Consider the following 23,160-nt stretch of genomic DNA (forward strand, 5'->3'; position numbering starts at 1 on the left):
GTGGCGGCCATTGAACTCAGGGTCAACGGCGAGACGCGCCCACTCGACGTCGATCCGCGCATGCCCTTGCTGGATGCCCTGCGTGACGAGCTGGGTCTCAAGGGACCGAAGTTCGGCTGTGGTCTGGGCGAATGCGGAGCCTGCACGGTGTTGGCGGATGGCAAGCCGGTGCGGGCCTGTCTGCTGCCGGCGGCGTCCTTCGTCGGTCGAGAGCTGCTGACCCTGGAAGGCTTGGGTACGCCCGAGGCGCCCCATGCCTTGCAGCAGGCCTTTATCGAAGAGCAGGCGGCGCAGTGCGGCTATTGCATCCCCGGCATGGTGATGACCGCCCGAGCGCTACTCGAGCGCGTGCCCGAGCCGAGCGATGCCCAGATCCGCCAGGCGCTGGCGGCTAATTTCTGCGGTTGTGGCACTCACTATCGCATCCTGCGTGCGGTGAAGCGGGCGGCTGTGTTGCTGCGCGACGGCGGGAAGGCTCCGGCATGACGCTGTCGCGACGCACCTTTCTCGGCGGCAGCGCGGTGTTGTTGCTGGGCTTCAGCCTGCAGCGACCGATCAGGGCCCAGGTGCTGCAGGCGCCCGTCGACCTGGCCGGCCTGGCCAAGACCCTCGATGAGCGACAACTGGATGCCTGGCTGGCGGTGGACGCCGAGGGCCAGGTCACGGTCTACAGCGGCAAGGTGGAATTGGGCACGGGCGTCAGCACGGCGCTGCGCCAGATAGTCGCCGAGGAACTGTGCGTGGCCTTTGCCGCCACCCGGTTGATCCAGGGTGATACCCGGCTGACTCCCGACCAGGGCATCACCGCCGGCAGCAAGAGTCTGCAGGTGGGCGGCGCGCAATTACGCAAGGCCGCCGCCAGTGCCCGGCAGTTCCTGTTCCTGGAAGGGGCGCGACGCCTGGGGCTGGATCTGGCGGTGGTAGACACGGTCGATGGCCGTGTGGTGTATCGCGGCGATCCCACCGGGCGTTTCGTCAGCTATGGCGAGCTGGTCGGCGGGCGACCACTGGGACGGCTGGTCAACCAGGGCGTGCGGACCCGGGCGGTCAAGGATTATCGCCTGGTCGGCACCTCGGTGCCGCGGGAAGACATCCCGGCCAAGCTGTTCGGTAGCTTCGCCTATGTCCACGACCTGCGCCTGCCCGGGATGCTGCACGGCTGCGTGGTGCGGCCGCCCTGTACCGGCTCGGCGCGGCTGGCCGGGGTGAGCATCCGTGGCATCGATGCCAGCGCGCTGCCCGCTGGAGCGCAGCTGGTGTACGAGGGCGCCTTCGTCGCGGTGCTGGCGGAGCAGCCGTGGCTGGCTCGGCAAGGAGCGGCGGCGTTGAAGGTCGAGTGGAACCTTGTGCCGGACCTGCCGTTGCCCGGCGAACTCTATGACCACCTGCAAGCCAAGGCCGGACCGGCCGAGGTGCAGCAGGAGGCGGGCGACGTCGAGCTGGAATTGCAACAGGCGGCGCAGCGGCTGGAAGCCGAGTACCGCTGGCCCTACCAGAATCACGACTCCATCGGCCCCTCCTGCGCGGTGGCCGACGTAAGTGCGGATGGCGCCACCGTCTGGAGTGGCACCCAGGGTGTCTATCAGCTACGCGCTGCCTTGGCGGAGTTGTTGAAACTGCCGGCAGACAGCATCCACGTCATCTACCAGCAGGCGTCCGGGTGCTATGGCCACAACGGCGCCGACGACGCGGCGGCCGATGCGGCGCTGCTGTCCAAGCTGTGCGGCCGACCGGTGCGGGTGCAATGGAGCCGGGCCGACGAGCACGGCTGGAATCCCAAGGGCCCGGCGATGCTCATGCGCCTGGCGGGTGGTCTGAGCGAAACCGGCGATCTGCTCGTCTGGCGCTTCGCCAACTGGACGCCGACCCATTTGACCCGCCCCAATGGCCAGACCGGCGCTGCGGCCCTGCTCGCCGGGCAACTGGCCTATAGCCTGCCGCTCAAGGGTGGTCGCGGTGGCGGCAATCGCAATGCGCCGCTGGATTACGACCTGGTCAATATCCAGGTAGCGACCCACTGGCTGGAGGCGGGTGATTCGCCGCTGCGACCCTCGGCGCTGAGGGCCCTGGGCGCGGTCGGCAATACCTTCGCCAACGAATCCTTCATGGATGAGCTGGCGCTGGCGGCGGGTGTCGATCCGCTGGAATTCCGCCTGCGCTACCTGCAGGACCCCAGGGCGCGGGCGGTGCTACAGGCCGCCACGACCAAGGCCGGCTGGCAACCTCCGCTGGCGCGCACGGGCAGCTGGGATGGCAGTCTCGTGAGCGGGCAGGGCATGGCCTTTCTACGCTATGAAAACGAGAACGCCTATGTGGCTGCCGTGGTCGAGGTGGCGGTGAGCCGGACGACGGGTGTGCGGGTCACCCGGATAACCGTGGCGCACGATTGCGGCTTGATCGTGAATCCCGATGGGCTGCGTAATCAGCTGGAAGGCTGTGTGGTGCAGGGGATCGCCCGTACGCTCAAGCAGGCGGTGCGCTTCGATCAGCAGGGGGTGACCAGCCTGGAGTGGGGCGCCTATCCGCCGCTGACCTTCGACGAACTGCCGGAACTGGAGCTGGAATTGCTCGACCGCCCGGAACAGCCTGCGGTGGGTGCCGGGGAGGCCACCACGGCGGCCATTCCCGCGGCCATCGCCAATGCCGTGGCCGCGGCGACCGGCTTGCGCCTACGCGAGGTGCCCCTGACCCGCGAGCGGCTGCGCGAGGCGCTGGCCGCTCGGGGCTAGCTCAGGCGCGTCTCAGGCGCTGCTTGAAGAACAGCACGCCACCCGCACCCAGCAGGGCCACCACCCCAGCACCGATCCACAGCGCCTCGTTGCCGGCGAAGCTGAAGTGGTTGGCGCCCTTGGCCGCCAGGTACCCCGGACCCATCATCAGCGGTGCCCAGACGATGGCGGAGAGCACGTTGGCCGATTGGAAGCGCAGCTGGTTCATGGCCATCATCCCGGCCACCAGGGGCACGGTGTTGCGGATCATGGTCAGGAAGCGACCGCCGAACACCGCGAAGAAGCCGTAGCGGCGGAAGAACAGCCGGGTCTTGGCCACCTGCTTGCGATAGCGGCGGAAGGGCGGCCGATGGACGATGCTGGGACCGAGCCAGCGCCCGATGATATAGGAGCAGATGTCGCCGACGATGGCGCCAATGATGGCCGCCAGGACCAGCGGCACCGGGGCCAGCACACCCGAGCCAGCCAGACCGCCGACCACCAGCATCAGCGCGGTGGCCGGGATGAAGACGCCGAGCAACACCAGGGACTCGCCGAAGGCGAGCAGGCCGACGATCAACGGCGCCCAGGCCTGGTGGGTTTCGATGAAGCCAAGCAATGATTGAGTCAAGGATTCCATGGGCCGCTCCTGCCGAAAATCCTAAGACTACGCGGCGCCCGTCAACCGTCAGCCGTTTCAACAGCTTGAATCAATTTCCATGGTCGAAAGTGCGTAGGAGCGCGCAATAGACGCGCCCAGGCGAGCGCCTCAGGTCGCTGCCAGGGCGTCCTGGGCTGCTTGCCAGCGCAATTCATGGCGTTCGCCGATCACGAAGCGATCGCCCTGAAAATCCCAGCGCTCCACATCCACGGTCTTTTCCGCGCCTTCGCCGACCAACAGCCGATTGAAGGAATTGGGTGAAGTGCCGCGAACCCGGGAGGAGAGGGCGGTACCGGCCTGGACGATCCAGACCTCGCGGGGCAAGGTGGGATATTGCCGACTCAGGGGCAGCACATAGGGCAGATGGATATGGCCACCCATCACCAGGTCCAGCCCCGCATCGGCCCAGGTGGCCAGGGCTTGGTCGGCGTTGTGCTGCAGGTTGCTCAGGTCGCTGAGTTCGAGGGCGCCGAAGGGCTGATGGGCGATGACGATGCGCAGCTTGCCAGGGCCGGCGCGGTGCAGGCGTTCGGCCACGCGCTCGATCTGCTCGAGACTCACCGCGCCATCCTTGTGGCGCCGGGGGGCGGTGGTGTTGAGGCCGACCAGCAGCAACTCGTCGTTCTCGAAACTGGGCTCGAGGTCCTGGCCGAAATGGCGACGATAGTTGCCATAGGGCGTAAGGAAGCGGGCGAAGACATTGTACAGCGGCAGGTCGTGATTGCCCGGGATCACCAGGGTGCGGGGAATGCCGTAGCTTTCCAGGCGTTCGACGAAGATCTTGGCGGCGGCGAATTGCTCGCGGCGGGCGCGCTGGGTGATGTCTCCGGAGAGGATGAGGACATCGGCGCCGTGTTCGCGGACATGGGCTTCCAGGGCCGCGACCACGGCGGGTTGCTCGGTGCCGAAGTGGGTATCGGAGATTTGCAGAAGGGTCGTCATGAGGACCTGGTTTCCAACGGATTCCCCTTTACGACCGCAACGGGCGCCAAGCTATCCGGCGAGGACTACTCTGGGCTTATCGGAAAAGTCGCCGATGCCCAGGCACCTTTCCGATAATGCTCAGACTTCGCCGTCGTGATGCCAGGCGTCATGCAGCTCGGAGGCATTGGCTTCGCCGACTTCGGCGCGGGCTTTTAGCCAATCCAGCAGCGCGGTGCGATCTTCCGCGGTGGGCGAGGTGTAGCGCTTGTTGGCCATGATGGTGCCTTCGACCCAGGCGTTGTCGAAGCCGCCGATGTAGTCCAGCTTGCGCTCTTCGACGTAGTCGATGAAGTCGCCGAGGAAGGTGTCCAGATCGTCTTCGCTGAGTTCGCTCTTGAAGCTCACCTTGATTTCGAAGGCCAGTTCCTGGAATTCGCCCAGGTACTGCTTCTTGCGCAGGCGACGCTTCATGCGGCTCAAACGGGGATCTTGGTTGGTATCGGTCATGGCGTAGGCCTGGATATCGATGAAAGGGCGGGCATTATCCCTGGCGTGGCCGGTTAATGCCAATGCCGCCCGCCCGGATGGGCGCGCGGCAGGGCGGATTCGCCTGCGACCCAGGCGCGCAGCTCAGGTCGTGGTGGCGATCTCAGGCGGCCATGGCCGCACAGGCCTCGGCGCAGGCTTCGCAGGCCCGGGCACAGGCCTGACAGTGCTCGGCCTTGTGCTTGCCGCACTCGGCGGCGCAGGCGCGGCAAGTGGCCAGGCACAGGGCACAGGCTTCGGCGATGCGGTCGCTGTTGCGTTGCATGAAGGTGGCGGCCAGGCAACAGGCGTCGGCGCAGTCGCGATCCAGGCGGATGCAGTCGCGCATCATGTCCAGATTGGCTTCACCCAGACAGGCACTGGCGCAGCTTTCGCAGGCAGCAGCGCAGTCGAGGCAGGCCTTGATGCAGGCGGCGAGGGTGGAATCGGTCATCCGGTATCTCCTGGCAGGTTAGGGGTTCAGGGTGGACCCAGACGCAGGGCGCCGAGTTCTAGCGGTGCGATCGATTGACGCTCTTCCGGGTAGTCCGTACCCTGCGCGCTTGCACGTGGTGCCCCGCCTTTGCCGGGGTGAAACAGGGAAGCCGGTCGAGCCGGCGCTGCCCCCGCAACGGTAGTTGAGTAGTAGCTGCGCGATACCCACTGGCCCCGGCCGGGAAGGGGCGCAGCGGATGCCCGCGGGCATCGCCTCACGAGCCCGGAGACCGGCCACGCTTGCGTTCATCTCGGCGATGCGGAGGGCGTCGTGCGGCGACGCCACCTGCCTTGCGTGGGCGGCGTCTCTGCACTTTTCTCCGCAGCGCCCGCACCCGGAGAAAACGCCATGACCGACACCCCCGATACCGCCAGCCCCGAGCGCGACGAGCGCCATCGCGCGCGCATGGTGCGCAAGAAGGCGGTGATCGATGCCCGCATCGCCGAAGCCCAGGACGAGCGTGGCCTGCTGCTGGTGCATACCGGCATCGGCAAGGGCAAGAGCAGCTCCGCCTTCGGCATGGCGGCACGCGCCCTCGGCCACGGCATGAAGGTGGGCGTGGTGCAGTTCATCAAGGGGCGCCGCGACACCGGCGAACAACTCTTCTTCAAGCGCTTTCCCGACGAGGTGCGTTACCACGTCATGGGCGAAGGCTTCACCTGGGACACCCAGGATCGCGCCCGCGACCTGCAATCGGCCGCCGCGGCCTGGGCGGTGGCGGTGGAGCTGTTGCGCGATCCGGCCATCGGCCTGGTGCTGCTGGACGAACTCAACATCGCCTTCAAGCACGGCTACCTGGACGTCGACCAGGTGCTGGCCGATCTGGCCGAGCGCCCGGCCCACCAGCACGTGGTGGTGACCGGTCGCGGCGCGCCGCCGGCGCTGATCGAAGCTGCCGACACCGTGACCGACATGAGCCTGGTCAAGCATGCCTTCCAGGCCGGCGTCCGCGCCCAGCAGGGTATCGAATGGTAGGCCAGGCGCGGCATTGCCCGGCGCTGCTGATCGCTGCGCCGGCTTCCGGCCAGGGCAAGACCAGCGTCACCGCGGCGCTGGCCCGCCTGCATGCGCGGCAGGGCCGGCGGGTGCGGGTGTTCAAGTGCGGTCCGGATTTCCTCGACCCCATGATCCTCGCCCGCGCCAGTGGCGCGCCGGTCTATCAGCTCGATCTGTGGATGATCGGCGAGGCCGAGAGCCGGCGGCTGCTGTGGGAAGCGGCGGGAGAGGCCGATCTGATCCTCATCGAAGGCGTCATGGGCCTGTTCGACGGCCAGCCTTCGGCGGCGGACCTGGCCGAGCGCTTCGGCGTGCCGGTGCTGGGGGTGATCGACGCTGCCGGCCTGGCGCAGACCTTTGGCGCCCTGGCCTATGGCCTGGCCCACTATCGCCCGAGCCTGCCCTTTGCCGGGGTGTTGGCCAATCGCAGTGGCAGTCCGCGGCAGACCCAGTTGATCCGTGGCAGCTTGCCGGATGGGATGACCTTCTTCGGCAGCCTGCCGCGCGATGCCGGTATCGAGCTGCCCAGTCGCCACCTGGGGCTGATCCAGGCCGACGAGGTCACCGACCTGGATCGCCGTCTCGACGCCGCCGCCGATGCCCTGGCGGCAAGTTCCGACATCGAGCTGCCACCTCCGGTGGTTTTCGCCGCACCGGAGCCGACGTCCGTCGAGCCCTTGCTGGCCGGGGTGCGCATCGGCGTGGCCCGGGATGCGGCCCTGGCCTTTATCTACCAGGCCAACCTGGATCTCTTGCGCGCCCTGGGCGCCGAGCTCTCTTTCTTTTCCGTACTCGCCGATAGCCAACTGCCCGAGGTGGATAGCCTCTACCTGCCGGGCGGCTATCCCGAGCTGCACCTGCAGGCGCTGTCGAACAACCTCGGCATGCGTGCGGCCATTCGCGCCCACCATGCCGCCGGCAAGCCGATCCTCGCCGAATGCGGCGGCATGCTCTATCTGCTCGACGAATTGACCGACAAGGGCGGTGAATCGGCCGCCATGCTCGGACTCCTGCCGGGCAGTGCGCGGATGCAGGCGCGGCTGACCGCCCTGGCGCTGCAATCGGTCGAGTTCGCCCAGGGCAGGCTACGCGGCCATACCTATCACCATTCCGCCCTGGAGTCGCCCGAGACGCCCTGGGCGCGCGGCCTGTGCCCCAATGGCAAGGCGGTCGCCGAGGCGGTGTACCGCGACGGTCGTCTGACCGCCAGCTATATTCATTTCTACATGCCGTCGGCACCCGCCGCGGCCGCCGCGATGCTTAAACCGTGACCACGACGCCCTATACCCCCGCCGAACGAGCCGCCGTCTACCGTGCCATCGCCGAACGCCGCGACATGCGGCATTTCTGCGGTGGCGAGGTGTCCCCCGAACAACTGACCCGCCTGCTGGGCGCGGCCCACCAGGCGCCCAGCGTCGGGCTGATGCAGCCCTGGCGCTTCCTGCGTATCAGCGATCCCGCCTTGCGCCAGCGTCTGCACGAGTTGGTGGAAGAGGAGCGCTGCGCCACCGCCGAAGCTCTCGGCGAGCGCAGCGACGAGTTCATGAAACTCAAGGTGCAGGGCATCCTCGACTGCGCCGAGGTGCTGGTGGCGGCGCTCATGGACGGCCGTGAAACCCACATCTTCGGGCGGCGTACCTTGCCGGAGATGGACCTGGCTTCGTTGTCCTGCGCCATCCAGAATCTCTGGCTGGCGGCGCGCTGCGAAGGCCTGGGCATGGGCTGGGTGTCGCTGTTCGAACCGGAAGCCGTGCGCAACCTGCTGGAGATGCCCGAGGGCTCGCAGCCGGCTGCCATCCTCTGCCTCGGGCCCGTCGAAGCCTTCTACGAGCGCCCCATGCTGGAAGAAGAGGGCTGGCGCCAGGGGCGACCGCTGGACGAGCTGGTCTTCGAGAATCGCTGGGGCCAGAAGCCATGATGCTGGCTTTCGCGGTCGTCTGCGGCATGCTGCTCGATCTGCTCTTCGGCGAACCGCGCCGGGCGCATCCCCTGGTCCTGTTCGGCCGTTTCGCCGACAGCCTCGAAGCCCGCTTCAATCCCGGTGGGCGCGGCTGGCGCAGCCACGGGGTGATGGCCTGGAGCCTGGCGGTACTGCCCTGGGTGTTGCTCACCGCCTTGCTCTGCCAGATCGGCTGGCTGGCCTGGATCATCCAGCCCCTGGCGCTCTACCTGGCCGTGGGACTGCGCAGCCTGGGCGAGCACGCCGAGCCAGTGGCGCGCGCCCTGCAACGCAACAACCTGCCCGAGGCGCGGCAGCGGGTTGGCTATCTGGTCAGCCGCGAGACCGGCGAACTGGACGAGACCGCCGTCGCTCGCGCCGCCACCGAATCGGTGCTGGAAAACGGTAGCGATGCCGTCTTCGCCGCGTTGTTCTGGTTCGCCCTGCTCGGCGCGCCGGGCGTGGTGCTCTATCGCCTGGCCAATACCCTGGACGCCATGTGGGGCTATCGGACTCCACGCTTGGAGCGGTTCGGCTGGGCTGCGGCGCGGCTGGACGACGTCCTCAACTATATTCCGGCCCGCCTGGTCGCCCTGACCTATGCCGGCCTTGGTCGCTTCTGGAATGCCATCGAATGCTGGCGCACTCAGGCGCCGCTGTGGGACAGCCCCAACGCCGGTCCGGTGATGGCGGCGGGTGCCGGCGCCCTGGGGGTGAGCCTGGGTGGGGCGGCGCGCTATCATGGTGAGTGGCACGAGCGTCCCTTGCTCGGCCGCGGCCCGGCACCGACCTTTCTGGCCATCACCCGCGCGCTGAAGCTGGTCCGCCGGGGCGCCTGGCTGTGGACTGCCTTGATCGCCCTGGGAGGATTGCTACTTGCTTGAGCATGGCGGTCGCCTGCGGCGTGCCGCCCGCAGCTACGACATTCCCCTGGGCGACTGGCTGGACCTGTCCACCGGCCTGGCCCCCTGGCCCTGGCCGCTGCCCGAGATTCCCGCCAGCGCCTGGGCGCGCCTGCCGGAGCCCGACGATGGCCTGGTGGAGGCCGCCTGCGCCTACTACCGCGCTCCCGCAGTATTGCCGGTGGCCGGCTCCCAGGCCGCCATCCAGGCGCTGCCGACCCTACGCGCGCCTGCTCGCGTCGCTGTGCTCGCACCCTGTTATGCGGAGCACGCCCAGGCCTGGCGCCGGGCCGGTCATGAGGTCGTGGAGTGTAGCGAGGCAGAGGTTGCGGCTGGTCTCGAGCAATTCGATGTGCTGGTGGTGGTCAATCCCAACAATCCCACCGGTGAGCGACTACCACCCGCGCGCCTGCTGGACTGGCACGCACTACTCGAACGCCGCGGCGCCTGGCTGGTGGTGGACGAGGCCTTCATGGACCCCACGCCGGGCGCCAGCCTGGCGCCTTTCAGCGATCTGCCCGGACTCATAGTGCTGCGGTCCTTCGGCAAGTTCTTCGGCCTGGCCGGAATGCGCCTGGGCTTCGTGCTCGCCGCGCCAGCCCTGCTGGAGCGCCTCGACGAGCACCTCGGCCCCTGGACGGTGAACGGCCCCAGTCGCTACCTGGCGCGACGGCTGCTGGCCGACCAGGAGGCCCAGCAGCGGCAGCGCGAGGCCCTGCTGCAGGCCGGCGAACGGCTGGCGGCGCTACTCGCCGGGCACGACCTGCCGCCCAGCGGTGGCTGTGCGCTGTTCCAACTGCTGCGGCGTCCGGATGCCGTAGCCTTGCACGAGCACCTGGCGCGCCAGGCCATCTTTACCCGGCTGTTTCCCAACCTCGCTGCCCTGAGATTCGGCCTGCCGGCCGACGAGTCGGGCTGGCAACGCCTGGACCGGGCCCTGGCCCTTTATCGGAGTCCGCTATGAGTACCTTGATGGTGCAGGGCACCACCTCCGACGCCGGCAAGAGCACCCTGGTGGCTGCCTTGTGCCGCTGGCTCCATCGCCAGGGCGTGAGCGTGGTGCCCTTCAAGCCGCAGAACATGGCGCTCAACAGCGCCGTGACCGCCGACGGCGGCGAGATCGGCCGGGCACAGGCGGTCCAGGCCCAGGCCTGCGGCCTCGCCCCGCACACCGACATGAACCCGGTGCTGCTCAAGCCCAATACCGATGTCGGCGCCCAGGTGATCATCCACGGCCGCGCCGTCACCAGCATGGACGCCAAGGCTTACCACGCCTACAAGCCGGTGGCCCGGGAGGCGGTGCTGGCTTCCCATGCGCGCCTGTCGGCGCAGTATCGGGTGGTACTGGTAGAAGGCGCCGGTTCACCCGCCGAGATCAACCTGCGCCAGGGCGATATCGCCAACATGGGCTTCGCCGAGGCGGTGGACTGCCCGGTGCTGCTGGTGGCCGACATCGATCGTGGCGGCGTCTTCGCCCATCTGGTCGGTACCCTGGACCTGCTCGAGCCCAGCGAGCAGGCGCGCGTCGCCGGCTTCATCATCAATCGCTTCCGCGGTGACCTGGCCCTGTTGCAACCGGGGCTGGACTGGCTGGAAGCCCGTACCGGCAAGCCGGTACTCGGCGTGCTGCCCTATCTGCACGACCTGCACCTGGAAGCCGAAGACCGCCTGGCCACCGGCCAGGTCGCCAAGCAGGGACCGCGCCTGCGGGTGGCGGTGCCGGTGATGCCGCGGCTGAGCAATCACACCGATTTCGATCCCCTGCGCCTGCATCCCCAGGTGGAGCTGCTGTTCGTGCGCCAGGGCGAGGCGCTGCCCGCCGCCGATCTGGTCATCCTTGGCGGCTCCAAGAGCGTGCGTAGCGACCTGGCCTTCCTGCGGTCCCAGGGCTGGGACACGGCCATCGCCCGTCATCTGAGATACGGCGGCCGGGTGCTGGGTATCTGTGGGGGATTCCAGATGCTCGGTGAGCGGATCGCCGATCCCCTGGGTCTGGAAGGCGCCCCTGGCGAGAGCGCCGGCCTCGGCTTGCTGGCCATGACCACCGAGGTGGCCGCGGAAAAGCAGCTACGCAACGTCCGCGGTCGGCTATGCGCGGGTGAGGCTGACGTGGCTGGCTACGAAATCCACGCGGGCGTCAGTCAGGGACCGGCGCTGGAGCGTCCGGTGGTAAGGTTCGACGATGGCCGGGTCGACGGCAGCCTCAGCGACGATGGCCAGGTGCTAGGTACCTACCTGCACGGCCTGTTCGAGTCGCCCGCCGCGAGTGTCGCCTTGTTGCGTTGGGCTGGTCTGGCCGAGCCGCAGCAGCTGGACTACCACGCCCTGCGCGAGCGCGATCTGGAGCGCCTGGCCGATCTGGTCGAGCAACATTTGGATACCGGGCGTCTGCGCGCCCTCTGCGAGCTCTAGATGCGCGAACTCATCCTTGGTGGCGCTCGCTCCGGCAAGAGCGCCCTGGCCGAGCGCCTGGCCGCCGAGTCCGGCCTTGCCGTCACCTATATCGCCACGGCCGGCGGCAGCGATGCCGAGCTGGCCCGGCGCATCGAGCGCCACGCGGCGCGTCGGCCGGCGCACTGGGCGCTGGTGGAGGAGCCGCTGGCGCTGGCCGAGCGGCTGCAGGCCCTGGCCGCGCCGGATAGCTGTCTGCTGGTGGATTGCCTTACCCTCTGGCTGACCAACCTGCTGTTGCTCGATGACCCGCAACGTCTGGACCAGGCCTGCGCGGCCCTGCTGGACGTCGTGCCACGGTTGCCCGGACGGCTGATCTTCGTCAGCAACGAGACCGGCCTGGGCGTCGTCCCCCTGGGCGAACTGACCCGCCGCTACGTCGACGCCGCCGGCGAATTGCACCAAGCCCTCGCCATCCGCTGCGACCGCGTGGTCCTGACCGTGGCCGGGCTGCCTCTCACCCTCAAAGGAATACCGCTATGAGCATGCCCTGGTGGCAAGGACCCTGCCGCCAACCCAATACCGCCGCCGCCGAGGCCGCCCGCCAACGGCAGACGGTATTGACCAAGCCGAGCGGCTCGCTCGGCGACCTGGAGGTGCTGGCCATCCAGATGGCTGCCTTGCAGGGCACTCCGTGTCCCTTGCTCGAGCGCACCGCCATCGCCGTCTTCGCCGGAGACCACGGGGTGGTGGAAGAGGGCGTCTCGGCCTATCCCCAGTCCGTCACCGCGGAAATGGTGCGCAACTTCGTGAGCGGTGGCGCGGCCATCAGCGTGCTGGCGCGGCAACTCGACGCCATGCTGGAGGTGATCAGCCTGGGTACCGTAGAACCGCTGGAGCCGCTGCCCGGCGTACTCGATCTGTCGCTCGGCCGCGGTACCGCCAACTTCACCCTGACCCCGGCCATGACCCACGAACAGTGCCAGGCAGCCCTGCAAGCCGGTCGCGACGCGGTGCTGCGTGCCTGTGCCGGGGGTGCCGATCTCTTCATCGGCGGCGAAATGGGCATCGGTAACACCACCGCCGCCAGCGCCCTGGCCAGTGTATTGCTGGACACCTCACCGCTGGCCCTGGCCGGTCCGGGAACCGGGCTGGATGCCAGCGGCGTGGCGCGCAAGGTAGCAGTCATCCAGCGCGCCCTGTTGCGCCATGGCGATGCCTTGCAAGACCCCTATGAATTGCTGCGCCGGCTGGGCGGCTTCGAGTTGGCCGCCCTGACCGGTGCCTACCTGGCCTGCGCCCAGCAGGGACTACCGGCCCTGGTGGACGGCTTCATCTGCTCGGTGGCGGCGCTCTGCGCCCAGCATCTGCAACCCGAGACGCGCGATTGGCTGCTGTTCGCCCATTGCGGTGCCGAGCCCGGCCATGCCGCCGTGCTGCTGGCCCTGGGTGGCGAGCCCATGCTGGACCTGGGTCTGCGTCTGGGCGAGGGCAGTGGTGCGGCGCTGGCCGTTCCCTTGCTGCAACTGGCCTGTCGCCTGCACAGCGAGATGGCCACCTTCGCCGAAGCCAGCGTCTCCGACCGCGCCCATGACTGACTGCTGGCTGCTGCGCCACGGCGCGACCGAGGGGCCCGAAGGCTTTCGCGGTCGCCTCGATCCGCCGCTGTCGGCCCAGGGCTGGACCCAGTTGCGCGAGGCGGTGGCCGCCCAGCCGGCCTTCACGCTGATCCTGAGTTCACCGCAGCAACGCTGCGCCCGCTTTGCCGAATGGCTGGCGGCGGAGCAGGGCGCCGAGTTGGCGTTGGAGCCGGATCTACGCGAACTGGATTTCGGCGACTGGGAGGGCCGCAGCGCCGCTGACCTGATGCAGGATCAGGCCGAGGCCCTGGGGCTGTTCTGGGCCGATCCCTATGCCTATACGCCGCCCGGTGGCGAGCCCGTGGTCCGCTTCGCGGAACGGGTGCAGGCAGCCGTGGCGCGCTGGCGCCCACGCTTGCAAGGGCAGCGCAGCCTGATCGTCACCCATGGCGGCGTGATCCGGCTGCTGCTGGCCCGCCAACGCGGCCTCGCACCCAAGGATCTGCTGCAGGTCGAAGCACCCTATGCGACCTTGCAGCCGCTGTCGCTGGAGCACCCCTGATGCCCTTGCCGCTGCTGATCGCCGTACAGTTCCTCACCCGCCTGCCGATTCGTCTGCCCGGCTTGCCGCCCCCCGAGGCCGTCGGCCGTTCCGTGCTCTGGTACCCGGTGGTGGGGCTGTTGTTGGGCGGTTTGCTGAGTGTGATCGCCTGGTTGGGCGCGTCCGGTGGTGTCTTGCTGCAGGCGGCCCTGGTGCTGGCCGGCTGGGTGATCCTCACCGGCGGCCTGCACCTGGATGGCCTGGCCGACACCGTCGATGCCTGGGTGGGCGGCTATGGTGACCGCGAGCGCACCCTGGCCATCATGAAGGACCCGGCCTGCGGACCCATGGGGGTATTGGCGCTACTGCTGACCCTGCTGCTCAAATGGAGTGCCTTGGTCGTGCTCCTGCCACAGGCGTCCGCCAGTCTATGGCTGGCACCCGTGGCCGGTCGCCTGGCACTACCCTGGTTGCTGCTGACCACGTCCTATGTCCGGCCGGGCGGCCTGGGCGACATCCTCAGTCGGCACCTGCCCCGGACGTCACTCGGGCGAGTGCTGCTGATCGGCGCACTGCTCCTGGTGCTGCTGCCCCAAGGCTTTACCGCTCTGTTGGTGACGGCGGCTGTCGCGCTCTTGGTTCGCCGGGCGCTGCGGCAACGCCTGGGGGGCACCACGGGCGATACCGCCGGGGCGCTGCTGGAGCTGAGCGAAACGGCGGTGCTGGTCGCCTTGGCACTGCGCATGGCGTGAAAATCGGCGGCAAGCGTGAGGCGGCTGCGGTTTTGCGGCCCTCGTCCTTGAACGCTTCTTGTTAAACCGTTAAGAAGACTCGTGGAATCGCCCCCATGGCGATGTCACCTCGGCGTGCGCGAATCCAAGGAGGAGTCGTCGTCTGCTGGACAAGGAGCTCCAATGCCCGATGCGTCCCAACGCGTGGGTTCGGCCCAGGAGATCGACGCCGAGCCCCGTCTTCAGTTCAAGCCGCGCAGCCTGTTCGCCAAGTTCCTGTTGGCCTTCATTCTGGTCGATGCGCTGGGGACCACGCTGTTCACTCTCCACAGTTATCAGCAGGCGCGCAGCGCCAGCAGCCAGAGTATCGACTACCGGCTGATGAGCGCGGCGCTGGCGCTGCCCGAAATCCTCGGCGAGGACTATCTGGCGCAGCTGCAGGACCCTGCGCAAGCCGATCCGCAGCGCTACCGGCGCACCCTGGTCAGCCTCGATCGCTATGTGCGGAAGGCCGGCTTGGCGTCGCTCTATGCCTTCGTCGAGGAAGGCTCGGATATTCGGTTCATCATGGATTCGGCCAGCGAGGAAGAGATCCGTGTCGGCTATTTCGGCGACTATCGCCAATACTATGATCAGGCGCCGCCAGAACTGGGTGCGGTGTTCGCCGATCACAAACCGCGGTTCGCCGAGTACCAGGATGGCTTCGGCAATTTCCGCTCGCTGTTCCTGGCCATTCCGGGCCAGCACGGGCAGGTCGTCGTCATAGGGGCGGATATGTTCATGGAAGGAATCGAGGCGGCAGAGCGCTCGGCACTGTTGGACTCGTCACTCATCGGCGCCTTGATCTTCACCCTGGGCGCCCTGGTCAGTCGCATCCTGGCCGGGGCACTCAACCGCTACCTCGGGCGGCTCGGCCAGGCGACCGAGCGCATCGCCGATGGCGACTACCAGCTCGGCCTCAAGGAGGGGCAGGATCCGGTGGGTCGCCTGGGGCGGGCCATGAATCAGATGGGCGCGGCCCTGGCGGCGCGTGAGCGGCGCATCAGTCAGCTGGCGTTTCGCGACATGCTCACCCGCTTGCCCAATCAGGTCCGGCTGGTGATGGAGATCCGCCAGCGCCTCGAACGTGCGGCGGCCGGTCGCTTCGCCGTGCTGCTGCTGGACGTCGCCAATTTTCGCACCATCAACGAACTGCTCGGCCAGGAAGGTGGTGACAAGATCCTCCGCCACCTCGCGCGTCGGCTGCGCGTCGCGGCGCCGGACGAGAACGGCGTGGCACGGGTAGGCGCCGACACCTTCGTCCTGCTGCTGCCCTGGTTCGACGAGGGTTCCGCCAACGCTGCCTTGGCGTCCCTGCGCAACCTGGTGGAAAAGCCCTTCGTCAGCGGCAACCAGCGACTCTCGCTGCACATCACCTTCGGCATCGCCTGCTATCCCGAACACGGTGCCAGCGCCGAGGCCCTGCTGGCCCATGCCGAGACCGCTATGCAGGACGCCCGGCGGCGGCAACTGCCCTATGCCTTCCATGATCCGGGTCAGGAGCGTCAGCGCCAGCAGGGCATCGCCTTGCTCGACGCCCTGGACCTCGCCATGGATCACGACCAATTGCGGCTGCATCTGCAACCCAAGGTCGGCTTGCCGGACGGCCGAGTGATGGGCGCCGAGGTCTTGCTGCGCTGGCAGCATCCGGAACTGGGTCTCCTGGGGCCGGAAGCCTTCGTCGGTCTCGCCGAGCAGAGTCGCAAGATCTGCGACATCACCCTATGGGTGCTGGAACGCTGCATGCGTTTGCAGCGCGAAGGTCAATTGGGCGCCCTCAAACTCAACGTCAATCTGTCGCTACTGGACCTGGAGCATCCGGCCTTCATCGCTCGCCTCGGTCGGCTGCTGGACGAGACCGGGGCCTTGGCACGCCACTTCTGTTTGGAAATCACCGAGTCCCGGGCGATGAGCAATCCGGTACAGGTGCTCGATTGCCTGCGCCAGCTCAAGGCCATGGGCTTCGAGTTATCCCTCGACGATTTCGGTGCGGGGCATTCCTCCTTGGCCTGCCTGAGCAGCTTCCCCATCGACGAGCTGAAGATCGACAAGCAATTCATCGAGCATTGCCAACTGCCGCGCGATCAGGAAGTGATTCGACTGCTGGTCCAATTGGGTCATTTGCGTGGGCTACGCGTGGTGGCCGAAGGCGTGGAGACGCCCGAGGCGCTGCAGGTGCTCACGGAGCTGGGTTGCGATCAGATCCAGGGGCAACTGGTGGCCGGCGCCCTGGCGCTGGAAGACTTCCAGCACTGGTATGCCGAGCAGGAGCAGGGGTACTGGCAGCTCAGGGCGTGAGGGTCGTGGCTGTACCCGTGATGGCCATCCCGGCGAGCAAGGGCGGTAGCCGCTCGACCAGCTCTTCCAGCACCAGGCGCACCCGGTAGGGGAGGTGCCGGGTGTCGGGCCAGATCGCATGCAGCACTATGGGTTGGGCGCGCTCGGCAAATGTCAGCGCGACCAACTGGCCACTGCGTAGCGCCGTATCGACCAGCCAATTCGGCAGGCGGGTCACCCCCAGTCCACGACAGGCCGCCAGCCGCATGGCGTCGAGGTCGTCCAGCAGCAAACGGACTGGCGGACGTATCTCGTGGAAGGCGCCCTTGGCATCCTGGAACACCCAGCTGGCTTCCTGAACGCTCCGGCCGTAGAGAATGGCCGGCAGTTCTGCCAGTTGCTCCAGGGTATGCGGCGTTCCATGGCGGGCCAGCCAGGCCGGCGCCGCGCAGACCACCATGAGATGTTCGCCCAGGGGGCGGGCGCGCAAGCCGGGTGTGTCGTCCAGTGAGCCGCTGCGGATGGCCAGGTCGATGCCTTCCTCGAGCAGGTCGACCTTGCGATCGTTGAAGGACAGTTCGAGCCGCAAGTCGGGCCAACGCTCGGCCAGCTCCAGCAGGATCGGCGCCAAGCAGCGTTGGCCGAGCAGGACCGGCATGCTCAGTCGCAACCGGCCACGCGGAGTCTGGCGATCACCTGCGAGTTCGTCTTCCGCGCCCTCCAGTTCGGCCAGGATGCGCAGGCAGCGCTGATAGAACAGCTCACCTTCCGCGGTGAGCTTCTGGCTGCGCGTGGTGCGCTGAAACAGCGGCACGCCCAGTTGCTCTTCCAGACGGGCAACCGCCTTGCCGACCGCCGAACGTGACAGGTGCAACCGTTGCGCCGCCACACTGAAGTTGCCTGACTGCACGGCCTGGACGAAGGCCGCGATAGCGCCGAGGGCATCCACTCTGAGCATAGTTATTGTCGCGTCTGGCTATTCGATGCTGCGAATTTATCGCGCAACCGGTGCGTGAGGCTATTCAATAAGCTCTGGGGACATCCCTCATCGAGAAATCCCCATGCTCCCCCTCTCCATTCGACAATGGCAACTGAATGACTATGGCACCAGCAACCTGCAACTGGTCGAGGTGCCCGTCCCCCAGCCAGGTCCACGCGAAGCCCTGGTAAGGGTCGCCGCGGTGTCCCTCAACTATCGCGACCGCCTGGTGCTGGAAAACGGCATGGGTAGCTCCTTGCGCTTTCCCCTGGTACCGGGGTCGGATCTGGCTGGCGAGGTCGTGGCACTCGGCCCGGCGGTCAGTCGGGTCCGGCTGGGCCAGCGGGTGATCAATACCTTCTGGCGTGATTGGCTCGACGAGCCGCAGCCAGGTCCGGCGCCCGACGCGGCCTTCGGCAGCGCGGACCTACCTGGAGTACTCAGCCAGTACCGGGTACTGCACGAGGACAACCTCGTCGTCGCGCCGGTGACCCTTGATGCCGGTTCCGCCAGCACCCTGGTGTGCGCGGGGCTTACCGCCTGGCACAGTCTGGTCGAGGTCGGCAGGCTCCAACCCGGCCAGTGGGTGCTGGTACAGGGCAGTGGTGGGGTGGCGCTGTTCGCCGCCCAGCTCGCCCTGAGCCTGGGCGCGCAGGTGGTCTTGACCAGCGCCAGCGCCGATAAGCGCGAACGGGCGCGGGCCCTCGGCATCCAGCACGTGGTGGATCGTAGTAGGCCCGATTGGCCTGCCCAGGTCTGGCAGGCGACCGGTGGCCGTGGGATCGACCTCGTCGTGGAGCTGGCGGGAGGCGATCTGAGCCTGAGCTTGGATGCCCTGGCGCCGGGCGGGACCATCGCCGTGGTCGGAGTACTGGAAGGCTTCGAGTTGCAGGTACCCTCCCTCACGCTGTTAACCAAGCGCGCCCGCATCCAGGGCGTGGCAGTGGGCAATCGGCGGGCCCTGGAAGACCTGGTGCGCTGGGTGGACCGGGCCGGTTTCACCCCGCAGGTGGATGCTGAGTACGGCCTGGCCGATCTGCCCGCCGCCCTGGACCATCTGGCTCGCGGTGCCTTTGGCAAGGTGGTGGTACGGATGGAGTGAGCACCCCGCAAAGCAAGAAGCCGCCCTGCGGCGGCTTCGAGCGGCGAACCCCGTTGCTTAGAAGCGGTAGGTCAGCTGGGCACCCAGGCCATGGGCGCTGTTGTCGTATTTGGCGCTGTAGCCACCGCGCAGGGCATCCGGGGCACGGTTGACCTTGACGTTGTCTTCCCACAGGTAGGCGTAGGCCACGTCGATGGTTACGTCCTTGGTCGGGGACCAGCCCGCGCCCAGGGAGAAGGTCTTGCGATCACCCACCGGGACGCGCACGTTGCGGTCGGCGTTGTCCACCGGCGAGGGGTCGATGGCCATACCGGCGCGCAGGACCCACTGCGGATTCAACTGGTAGGAGGCGCCGACGGCGTAGGACCAGGTGTCCTTCCAATTGAATTCTTCGGTGACCTCGCCAAGGCGATTGCCCAACACCGGCAAGGTGGGGGTGCCATCGTTCTCGACGGTGATGGATTGCAGACGGCTCCAGCGTGTCCAGGTCGCCCCGGCGTACAGCGTCCAATCGTTGTTCAGCCGATAGGTGAAGGAGGCGTCGCTGCTTTCCGGCAGGGTCAGGTTCAGGCTGGCGTCGTACTTGCCGTTGAGCCGGCTGAGGATGGAGTTGAAGGCCGGAACGGCGCTGCCGGCACCGCTGACTTCGGTATTACCCTTGAGCTTGTAGCTGACCTTGGAGTGGTAGGTCAGGCCGAAGGTCAGGTCGTCGGTAAGATCCGCCAGGACGCCGACGTTGAAGCCATAGGCGGTATCGTCGCCGTCGATCTTGACCTGGGCGTCGCCGCCGCCGAACTGATTGGCCGTCAGGTTGCTGTTGAGCTTGCCTTCGATACGGTTGATGGTCGGACCGAAGCCGATGGAGACCTTGTCGGTGATCTTATAGCTGACGGTGGGCTGGATGGTAATGACTTCCACCTTGCTCGCCTGGCCCTGGTAGCGCCCCTGGAAGGCATGTTCGTAGTTGCTGATCAGGCCATAGGGCACATAGACGCCCAGGCCGAAGTGCAGGCGATCGTCCACCGGGGTGACGAAATAGCCGAACGGAATCACCGAGTTGGGCACCATGTCGCCGTCGTTGCTGCCCGGTACCTGCCGGCCGTTGGCATATTGCGCATTGGCGTCCTTGATATCCACCTTGGCATGGACATAGGCGCCGCCGAAGGAGACTTCGCGACCCAGGCGGGACATGCCGGCCGGGTTGCCGTAGATGGTGGAAGCGTCCTGCGCGGAGGAAGAGCGTCCGGCGAAGGAGGTGCCCATGCCGCTAATGCTTTGCTCGTTGATGGCCAGGCCGTTGGCCAGTGCATAGCCGGAAGTGCTCGAAACGGCTAAGGCAAGTAGGGACAGTTTTATTGTTTTCATGCTCTTGCAGCTCCATTGAAAGGCGAGAAGCGCTTACCTCCGCGGATCCCCATGTCCGAGTGAGTACTTGCGCACACAAGAGCTTTTAGCAGGCCCAGCGGGCGAATACAAAAAAAACTATTCGGTCACGTTTGGTTCGGCGTAGTCAGCCAGCGTTCATCCGACGAACCCGCCTGGAAAGCCGCTGAATGCCCCGCACCGAAGCGGCCGACCGCTGTCGCAATGGGCGCCGATGCTCTGCGGCCGGGTGGCTTATACTGTCGGCTTCCCTGTTCGGAGTGCGCCCTTGACTTCTGCCCCTCATTGGATCCGCGACGACGCGGCGTTGGCCGCCCTCTGCCAGCGTTGCCAGAGCTTGCCCTTTATCGCGCTCGACACCGAATTCATGCGGGTCGACACCTTCTATCCCAAGGCCGGCCTGATCCAGATCGGTGACGGTGAGCAGGCCTATCTGGTCGATCCCCTGTGCATCAGTGACTGGACGCCCTTCGCCGCCTTGCTGGAAGACCCCAAGGTGGTGAAGGTACTGCACGCCTGCAGCGAAGACCTGGAAGTGTTACTGCGTTTGACGGGCAGCCTGCCGCAGCCGTTGTACGACACCCAGTTGGCGGCGGCTTATCTGGGGCTGGCGCACTCCATGGGCTATTCGCGCCTGGTGGCCGAGGTGCTGCAGATCGACCTGCCCAAGGACGAGACCCGTTCCGACTGGCTGCAGCGGCCGCTGACGCCCTTGCAGGAGCGCTATGCTGCGGCTGACGTCACCCACCTGGCGGAGATCTATCGCCAGCTCGATGCGCGTCTGGACGAGCGCCGGCGCGCCTGGCTACTGGAGGATGGCGCCGACCTGGTGGCCAATCTGCGCCGCACCAGCGATCCCTGGGAGGCCTATCGCGAAGTCAAGCTGGCCTGGCGCCTGTCGCGCCAGCAACTGGCCGTGCTGCGGGTACTCTGTCACTGGCGGGAGCTCACCGCCCGGGAGCGCGACCAGCCACGCAACCATGTGCTGCGCGAGCGTTCGCTGTGGCCGCTGGCGCGCTTCCAGCCCACCGACAAGCAGGCCTTGGCCCGCGTCGACGACATGCATCCGCGCACCGTGCGCCAGGATGGCGATACCCTGCTGGCGCTGATCGCCGAGGGTGCGGCCACGCCTGCCGAGCAGTGGCCCGAGGTGCAGTCCGAGCCCTTGCCCCACGAGATCTCGCCGTTGCTCAAGGCCCTGCGCGCCATCGGCGAGCGCGACGCCGAGGCGCTGGGCATGGCGCCGGAGCTGATGCTGCGCAAGAAGGTACTCGAAGCCCTGCTGCGCACCGGCTGGCCCGACGGCGACTACCGCCTGCCCGATAACCTCCGCGGCTGGCGTCGCGAACGCTTCGGCCAGGCCCTTCTCGATCACCTGCAGGCGCAGCGCAGCACGCCTGCGCCCCTGGAAGACACCCCATGAAATTGCTCTGCTCCATCTACCGCAGCCCGCGCAAGCCGGAAATGTACCTCTATGTCGACAAGCTCAAGGGCCTGACCCGCGTTCCCGAGGGCCTGCTCACAGCCTTCGGCCCCCCGGCACTGGCCTTCGAGTTCGTGCTGACCCCCGAGCGCAAGCTGGCCCGCGAAGACGTCGCCAAGGTGCTCGAGAACATCGACAAGCAGGGCTATCACCTGCAGATGCCGCCGCCGGAGCTGGAGCGCGACGACTACATCGAGCACCTGCCCGAAGAACTGCTGCGGCTCAACGATCCGCTATGACGGCCGTCCTGCTGCTGGAAGACGAGCCGTCAGCCTATGTGCAGGCCTGGCGCCAACTGGCGCCGGATCTGGAACTGCGGGTGCCGGCGGACCCGGCCGAGGCCGAGCGGATGGCAGCCGGGGAGAGCTACTGGCTCGGCCAGCCAGATCGTGCCGCGGCGCTGCTGCGCCGGGGCTTCAAGCCGCGCTGGCTGCAATCCACCTGGGCGGGCTATGCGCCGCTGCTGGCGCCGGACCTGCCCAGCGACTATGACTTCAGCCGCGCCGTTGGGCTGTTCGGCCAGAGCATCGGCGAATATGTGCTGACCTACCTACTGCAGCACGAACGCCAGGTCACGCAACGCCAGCTCAGCCAGCGTCAAGGTCATTGGGATACCCGAGCGCCGGGCACCCTGGCCGGACGGCGCCTGCTGCTGGTCGGGGCAGGCGATATCGGCCAGGACGTGGCGCGGCTGCTGGCGCCCTTCGGCATGCTGGTCACCGGTGTCGCTCGGAGCGCGCGTGAGCTACCCGGTTTCGCCCGGGTTGTGCCTTTGGTGGACCTGCATCTCGCCGCGCGGGACGCGGACTTCGTGGTCAACTTGCTACCGGACAGCGCCAGTACCTGGGATCTCTACGATGCGGCCTTCTTCGCGGCCTTGCCCGCGGGGGCGCTGTTCATCAATGCCGGGCGTGGCACCAGCGTAGTGGATGCCGATCTGGTCGCCGCGCTGCAGAGTGGACACCTGGCCGGTGCGGTACTGGACGTGTTCCGCCAGGAGCCGTTGCCCGCGGAGCATCCCTTCTGGCAAACGCCCAATCTGCAACTCACCGCCCATGTCGCCGGGCCTACACCGCCAGCGGCGGCGGTACGCCTGTTTCTCGACAACCGCGCGCGGCTGGCCATTGGCGAGCCACTGCGCGGCGCGGTGGATCTTTTTCGGGCAAAGCGTCAGTTGCAGCACTAAGTTCTGTACGAAAAGCCGCCGAGCGAAGGTCAGGCGAGGCCTAGGCGGCCCCGCGAAAAAGGCTGAGGAAGCGGATCGGAGTCGCGCTCGACCGGGCTCGCGAACGAGTTTACGAGTGGTAAATGAGCATTGCGACGGGGCCGCCTAGGCGGGGCTGGCTATCCAGGCCTTTTTCAACGAAGCATCACCGAGCGCAGGCGTTTTTCGTACAGACCCTAGAGGTAATAAGGATCCAGCAGTGCCCATGTGTTGAGGCGGCAGTGCTTGCGGTGCGAAAGACCAGAGGCTGCCCTTGGTAGCTCGTGTGAGGAGAGCGC

Annotated in this window: 23 protein-coding genes and 1 riboswitch; of the genes, 17 read left to right on the forward strand and 6 right to left on the reverse strand. The window is 67.3% G+C overall.

The annotated features are described in order from the left end of the window. A complete protein-coding gene (locus CCZ28_RS23695; RefSeq protein WP_140221161.1) occupies nt 1-486 on the forward strand; it encodes a (2Fe-2S)-binding protein in 486 nt (161 codons plus the stop codon). Next, nucleotides 483-2,729 (forward strand): xanthine dehydrogenase family protein molybdopterin-binding subunit, encoded by a 2,247-nt coding sequence (locus tag CCZ28_RS23700; RefSeq protein ID WP_140221162.1) that lies wholly within the window; start codon nt 483-485, stop codon nt 2,727-2,729. The genes CCZ28_RS23695 and CCZ28_RS23700 overlap by 4 nt, the downstream gene beginning before the upstream one ends. A 1-nt stretch (nt 2,730) precedes the next feature. Here the strand turns inward: CCZ28_RS23700 and CCZ28_RS23705 are convergent, their stop codons facing one another. The 4 genes from CCZ28_RS23705 to CCZ28_RS23720 form a co-directional block, all read right to left on the reverse strand. Next, entirely contained in the window at nt 2,731-3,348 is a 618-nt protein-coding gene (locus CCZ28_RS23705; RefSeq protein ID WP_140221163.1) for a DedA family protein, read from the reverse strand. A 129-nt stretch (nt 3,349-3,477) separates the two neighbouring features. After that, nucleotides 3,478-4,311, reverse strand: coding sequence for a metallophosphoesterase family protein (locus CCZ28_RS23710; RefSeq protein ID WP_140221164.1), 834 nt, complete (start codon nt 4,309-4,311; stop codon nt 3,478-3,480). Between the two features lie 120 nt (nt 4,312-4,431). Continuing rightward, a complete protein-coding gene (locus tag CCZ28_RS23715; protein ID WP_058762447.1) occupies nt 4,432-4,800 on the reverse strand; it encodes a YggL family protein in 369 nt (122 codons plus the stop codon). Nucleotides 4,801-4,942: 142 nt separating this feature from the next. Continuing rightward, complete coding sequence (locus CCZ28_RS23720; RefSeq protein ID WP_140221165.1) at nt 4,943-5,272, reverse strand: four-helix bundle copper-binding protein; 330 nt, start codon at nt 5,270-5,272, stop codon at nt 4,943-4,945. 99 nt (nt 5,273-5,371) lie between these two features. Then, a riboswitch (cobalamin riboswitch) is annotated at nt 5,372-5,566 on the forward strand. Between the two features lie 96 nt (nt 5,567-5,662). Here CCZ28_RS23720 and cobO point away from each other — a divergent pair. From cobO to CCZ28_RS23775, 11 genes are all read left to right on the forward strand, one after another. Then, nucleotides 5,663-6,289, forward strand: coding sequence for a cob(I)yrinic acid a,c-diamide adenosyltransferase (cobO, locus tag CCZ28_RS23725; RefSeq protein ID WP_140221166.1), 627 nt, complete (start codon nt 5,663-5,665; stop codon nt 6,287-6,289). Next, nucleotides 6,283-7,581, forward strand: coding sequence for a cobyrinate a,c-diamide synthase (locus tag CCZ28_RS23730; protein WP_140221167.1), 1,299 nt, complete (start codon nt 6,283-6,285; stop codon nt 7,579-7,581). Before cobO ends, CCZ28_RS23730 begins: the two co-directional genes overlap by 7 nt. Next, nucleotides 7,578-8,228 (forward strand): 5,6-dimethylbenzimidazole synthase, encoded by a 651-nt coding sequence (bluB, locus tag CCZ28_RS23735; protein WP_140221168.1) that lies wholly within the window; start codon nt 7,578-7,580, stop codon nt 8,226-8,228. The genes CCZ28_RS23730 and bluB overlap by 4 nt, the downstream gene beginning before the upstream one ends. After that, nucleotides 8,225-9,133, forward strand: coding sequence for an adenosylcobinamide-phosphate synthase CbiB (gene cbiB / locus CCZ28_RS23740; RefSeq protein ID WP_140221169.1), 909 nt, complete (start codon nt 8,225-8,227; stop codon nt 9,131-9,133). Before bluB ends, cbiB begins: the two co-directional genes overlap by 4 nt. Continuing rightward, nucleotides 9,126-10,115, forward strand: coding sequence for a threonine-phosphate decarboxylase CobD (gene cobD, locus CCZ28_RS23745; RefSeq protein ID WP_140221170.1), 990 nt, complete (start codon nt 9,126-9,128; stop codon nt 10,113-10,115). Before cbiB ends, cobD begins: the two co-directional genes overlap by 8 nt. Further along, on the forward strand, nt 10,112-11,563 hold the full coding sequence (locus CCZ28_RS23750) for a cobyric acid synthase (protein WP_140221171.1): 1,452 nt from the start codon (nt 10,112-10,114) through the stop codon (nt 11,561-11,563). The genes cobD and CCZ28_RS23750 overlap by 4 nt, the downstream gene beginning before the upstream one ends. Beyond that, nucleotides 11,564-12,085 (forward strand): bifunctional adenosylcobinamide kinase/adenosylcobinamide-phosphate guanylyltransferase, encoded by a 522-nt coding sequence (gene cobU / locus CCZ28_RS23755; protein ID WP_140221172.1) that lies wholly within the window; start codon nt 11,564-11,566, stop codon nt 12,083-12,085. It abuts the gene before it with no gap. Beyond that, nucleotides 12,082-13,140, forward strand: coding sequence for a nicotinate-nucleotide--dimethylbenzimidazole phosphoribosyltransferase (cobT, locus tag CCZ28_RS23760; RefSeq protein WP_140221173.1), 1,059 nt, complete (start codon nt 12,082-12,084; stop codon nt 13,138-13,140). The genes cobU and cobT overlap by 4 nt, the downstream gene beginning before the upstream one ends. Continuing rightward, complete coding sequence (locus CCZ28_RS23765; RefSeq protein WP_140221174.1) at nt 13,133-13,684, forward strand: histidine phosphatase family protein; 552 nt, start codon at nt 13,133-13,135, stop codon at nt 13,682-13,684. Before cobT ends, CCZ28_RS23765 begins: the two co-directional genes overlap by 8 nt. Continuing rightward, entirely contained in the window at nt 13,684-14,415 is a 732-nt protein-coding gene (locus CCZ28_RS23770) for an adenosylcobinamide-GDP ribazoletransferase (RefSeq protein WP_140221175.1), read from the forward strand. Before CCZ28_RS23765 ends, CCZ28_RS23770 begins: the two co-directional genes overlap by 1 nt. A gap of 162 nt (nt 14,416-14,577) precedes the next feature. After that, a complete protein-coding gene (locus tag CCZ28_RS23775) occupies nt 14,578-16,731 on the forward strand; it encodes a putative bifunctional diguanylate cyclase/phosphodiesterase (protein ID WP_140221176.1) in 2,154 nt (717 codons plus the stop codon). Here CCZ28_RS23775 and CCZ28_RS23780 read toward each other — a convergent pair. Then, nucleotides 16,721-17,668, reverse strand: coding sequence for a LysR family transcriptional regulator (locus CCZ28_RS23780; RefSeq protein ID WP_140221177.1), 948 nt, complete (start codon nt 17,666-17,668; stop codon nt 16,721-16,723). The genes CCZ28_RS23775 and CCZ28_RS23780 overlap by 11 nt on opposite strands. A gap of 103 nt (nt 17,669-17,771) precedes the next feature. Between CCZ28_RS23780 and CCZ28_RS23785 the strand changes: the two genes are divergently transcribed. Further along, nucleotides 17,772-18,791: a zinc-dependent alcohol dehydrogenase family protein gene (locus tag CCZ28_RS23785; RefSeq protein WP_205894617.1), complete on the forward strand. Its 1,020-nt coding sequence runs from the start codon at nt 17,772-17,774 to the stop codon at nt 18,789-18,791. A gap of 57 nt (nt 18,792-18,848) precedes the next feature. Here the strand turns inward: CCZ28_RS23785 and CCZ28_RS23790 are convergent, their stop codons facing one another. Further along, nucleotides 18,849-20,156, reverse strand: coding sequence for an OmpP1/FadL family transporter (locus CCZ28_RS23790; RefSeq protein WP_140221178.1), 1,308 nt, complete (start codon nt 20,154-20,156; stop codon nt 18,849-18,851). Nucleotides 20,157-20,442: 286 nt separating this feature from the next. Here CCZ28_RS23790 and rnd point away from each other — a divergent pair, with 286 nt between their 5' ends. From rnd to CCZ28_RS23805, 3 genes are read left to right on the forward strand one after another with little or no spacing between them, the layout of a single operon-like run. Continuing rightward, nucleotides 20,443-21,597 carry a ribonuclease D gene (gene rnd / locus CCZ28_RS23795; protein ID WP_140221179.1) on the forward strand — a complete coding sequence of 385 codons (1,155 nt, stop codon included), beginning with the start codon at nt 20,443-20,445 and terminating at the stop codon, nt 21,595-21,597. Continuing rightward, entirely contained in the window at nt 21,594-21,896 is a 303-nt protein-coding gene (locus CCZ28_RS23800) for a YcgL domain-containing protein (RefSeq protein WP_058783728.1), read from the forward strand. The genes rnd and CCZ28_RS23800 overlap by 4 nt, the downstream gene beginning before the upstream one ends. After that, nucleotides 21,893-22,843, forward strand: coding sequence for a D-2-hydroxyacid dehydrogenase (locus CCZ28_RS23805; RefSeq protein WP_140221180.1), 951 nt, complete (start codon nt 21,893-21,895; stop codon nt 22,841-22,843). The genes CCZ28_RS23800 and CCZ28_RS23805 overlap by 4 nt, the downstream gene beginning before the upstream one ends. Nucleotides 22,844-23,160 lie beyond the last annotated feature (317 nt).

Origin of the sequence: Pseudomonas oryzihabitans (assembly GCF_006384975.1) — a bacterium.
Classification (GTDB): domain Bacteria; phylum Pseudomonadota; class Gammaproteobacteria; order Pseudomonadales; family Pseudomonadaceae; genus Chryseomonas; species Chryseomonas psychrotolerans_B.

What these genes read in the sequence shown, in the direction of transcription:
- cobU (WP_140221172.1), top strand. Translation starts at nt 11,564, where the DNA reads ATGCGCGAACTCATCCTTGGTGGCGCTCGCTCCGGCAAGAGCGCCCTG.
- CCZ28_RS23800 (WP_058783728.1), top strand. Translation starts at nt 21,594, where the DNA reads ATGAAATTGCTCTGCTCCATCTACCGCAGCCCGCGCAAGCCGGAAATG.
- CCZ28_RS23730 (WP_140221167.1), top strand. Translation starts at nt 6,283, where the DNA reads ATGGTAGGCCAGGCGCGGCATTGCCCGGCGCTGCTGATCGCTGCGCCG.
- CCZ28_RS23710 (WP_140221164.1), bottom strand. Translation starts at nt 4,311, where the DNA reads ATGACGACCCTTCTGCAAATCTCCGATACCCACTTCGGCACCGAGCAA.
- CCZ28_RS23765 (WP_140221174.1), top strand. Translation starts at nt 13,133, where the DNA reads ATGACTGACTGCTGGCTGCTGCGCCACGGCGCGACCGAGGGGCCCGAA.
- CCZ28_RS23700 (WP_140221162.1), top strand. Translation starts at nt 483, where the DNA reads ATGACGCTGTCGCGACGCACCTTTCTCGGCGGCAGCGCGGTGTTGTTG.
- cobT (WP_140221173.1), top strand. Translation starts at nt 12,082, where the DNA reads ATGAGCATGCCCTGGTGGCAAGGACCCTGCCGCCAACCCAATACCGCC.
- cbiB (WP_140221169.1), top strand. Translation starts at nt 8,225, where the DNA reads ATGATGCTGGCTTTCGCGGTCGTCTGCGGCATGCTGCTCGATCTGCTC.
- CCZ28_RS23790 (WP_140221178.1), bottom strand. Translation starts at nt 20,156, where the DNA reads ATGAAAACAATAAAACTGTCCCTACTTGCCTTAGCCGTTTCGAGCACT.
- CCZ28_RS23715 (WP_058762447.1), bottom strand. Translation starts at nt 4,800, where the DNA reads ATGACCGATACCAACCAAGATCCCCGTTTGAGCCGCATGAAGCGTCGC.
- CCZ28_RS23750 (WP_140221171.1), top strand. Translation starts at nt 10,112, where the DNA reads ATGAGTACCTTGATGGTGCAGGGCACCACCTCCGACGCCGGCAAGAGC.
- cobO (WP_140221166.1), top strand. Translation starts at nt 5,663, where the DNA reads ATGACCGACACCCCCGATACCGCCAGCCCCGAGCGCGACGAGCGCCAT.
- CCZ28_RS23720 (WP_140221165.1), bottom strand. Translation starts at nt 5,272, where the DNA reads ATGACCGATTCCACCCTCGCCGCCTGCATCAAGGCCTGCCTCGACTGC.
- CCZ28_RS23805 (WP_140221180.1), top strand. Translation starts at nt 21,893, where the DNA reads ATGACGGCCGTCCTGCTGCTGGAAGACGAGCCGTCAGCCTATGTGCAG.
- CCZ28_RS23780 (WP_140221177.1), bottom strand. Translation starts at nt 17,668, where the DNA reads ATGCTCAGAGTGGATGCCCTCGGCGCTATCGCGGCCTTCGTCCAGGCC.
- CCZ28_RS23770 (WP_140221175.1), top strand. Translation starts at nt 13,684, where the DNA reads ATGCCCTTGCCGCTGCTGATCGCCGTACAGTTCCTCACCCGCCTGCCG.
- CCZ28_RS23785 (WP_205894617.1), top strand. Translation starts at nt 17,772, where the DNA reads ATGCTCCCCCTCTCCATTCGACAATGGCAACTGAATGACTATGGCACC.
- CCZ28_RS23775 (WP_140221176.1), top strand. Translation starts at nt 14,578, where the DNA reads ATGCCCGATGCGTCCCAACGCGTGGGTTCGGCCCAGGAGATCGACGCC.
- CCZ28_RS23705 (WP_140221163.1), bottom strand. Translation starts at nt 3,348, where the DNA reads ATGGAATCCTTGACTCAATCATTGCTTGGCTTCATCGAAACCCACCAG.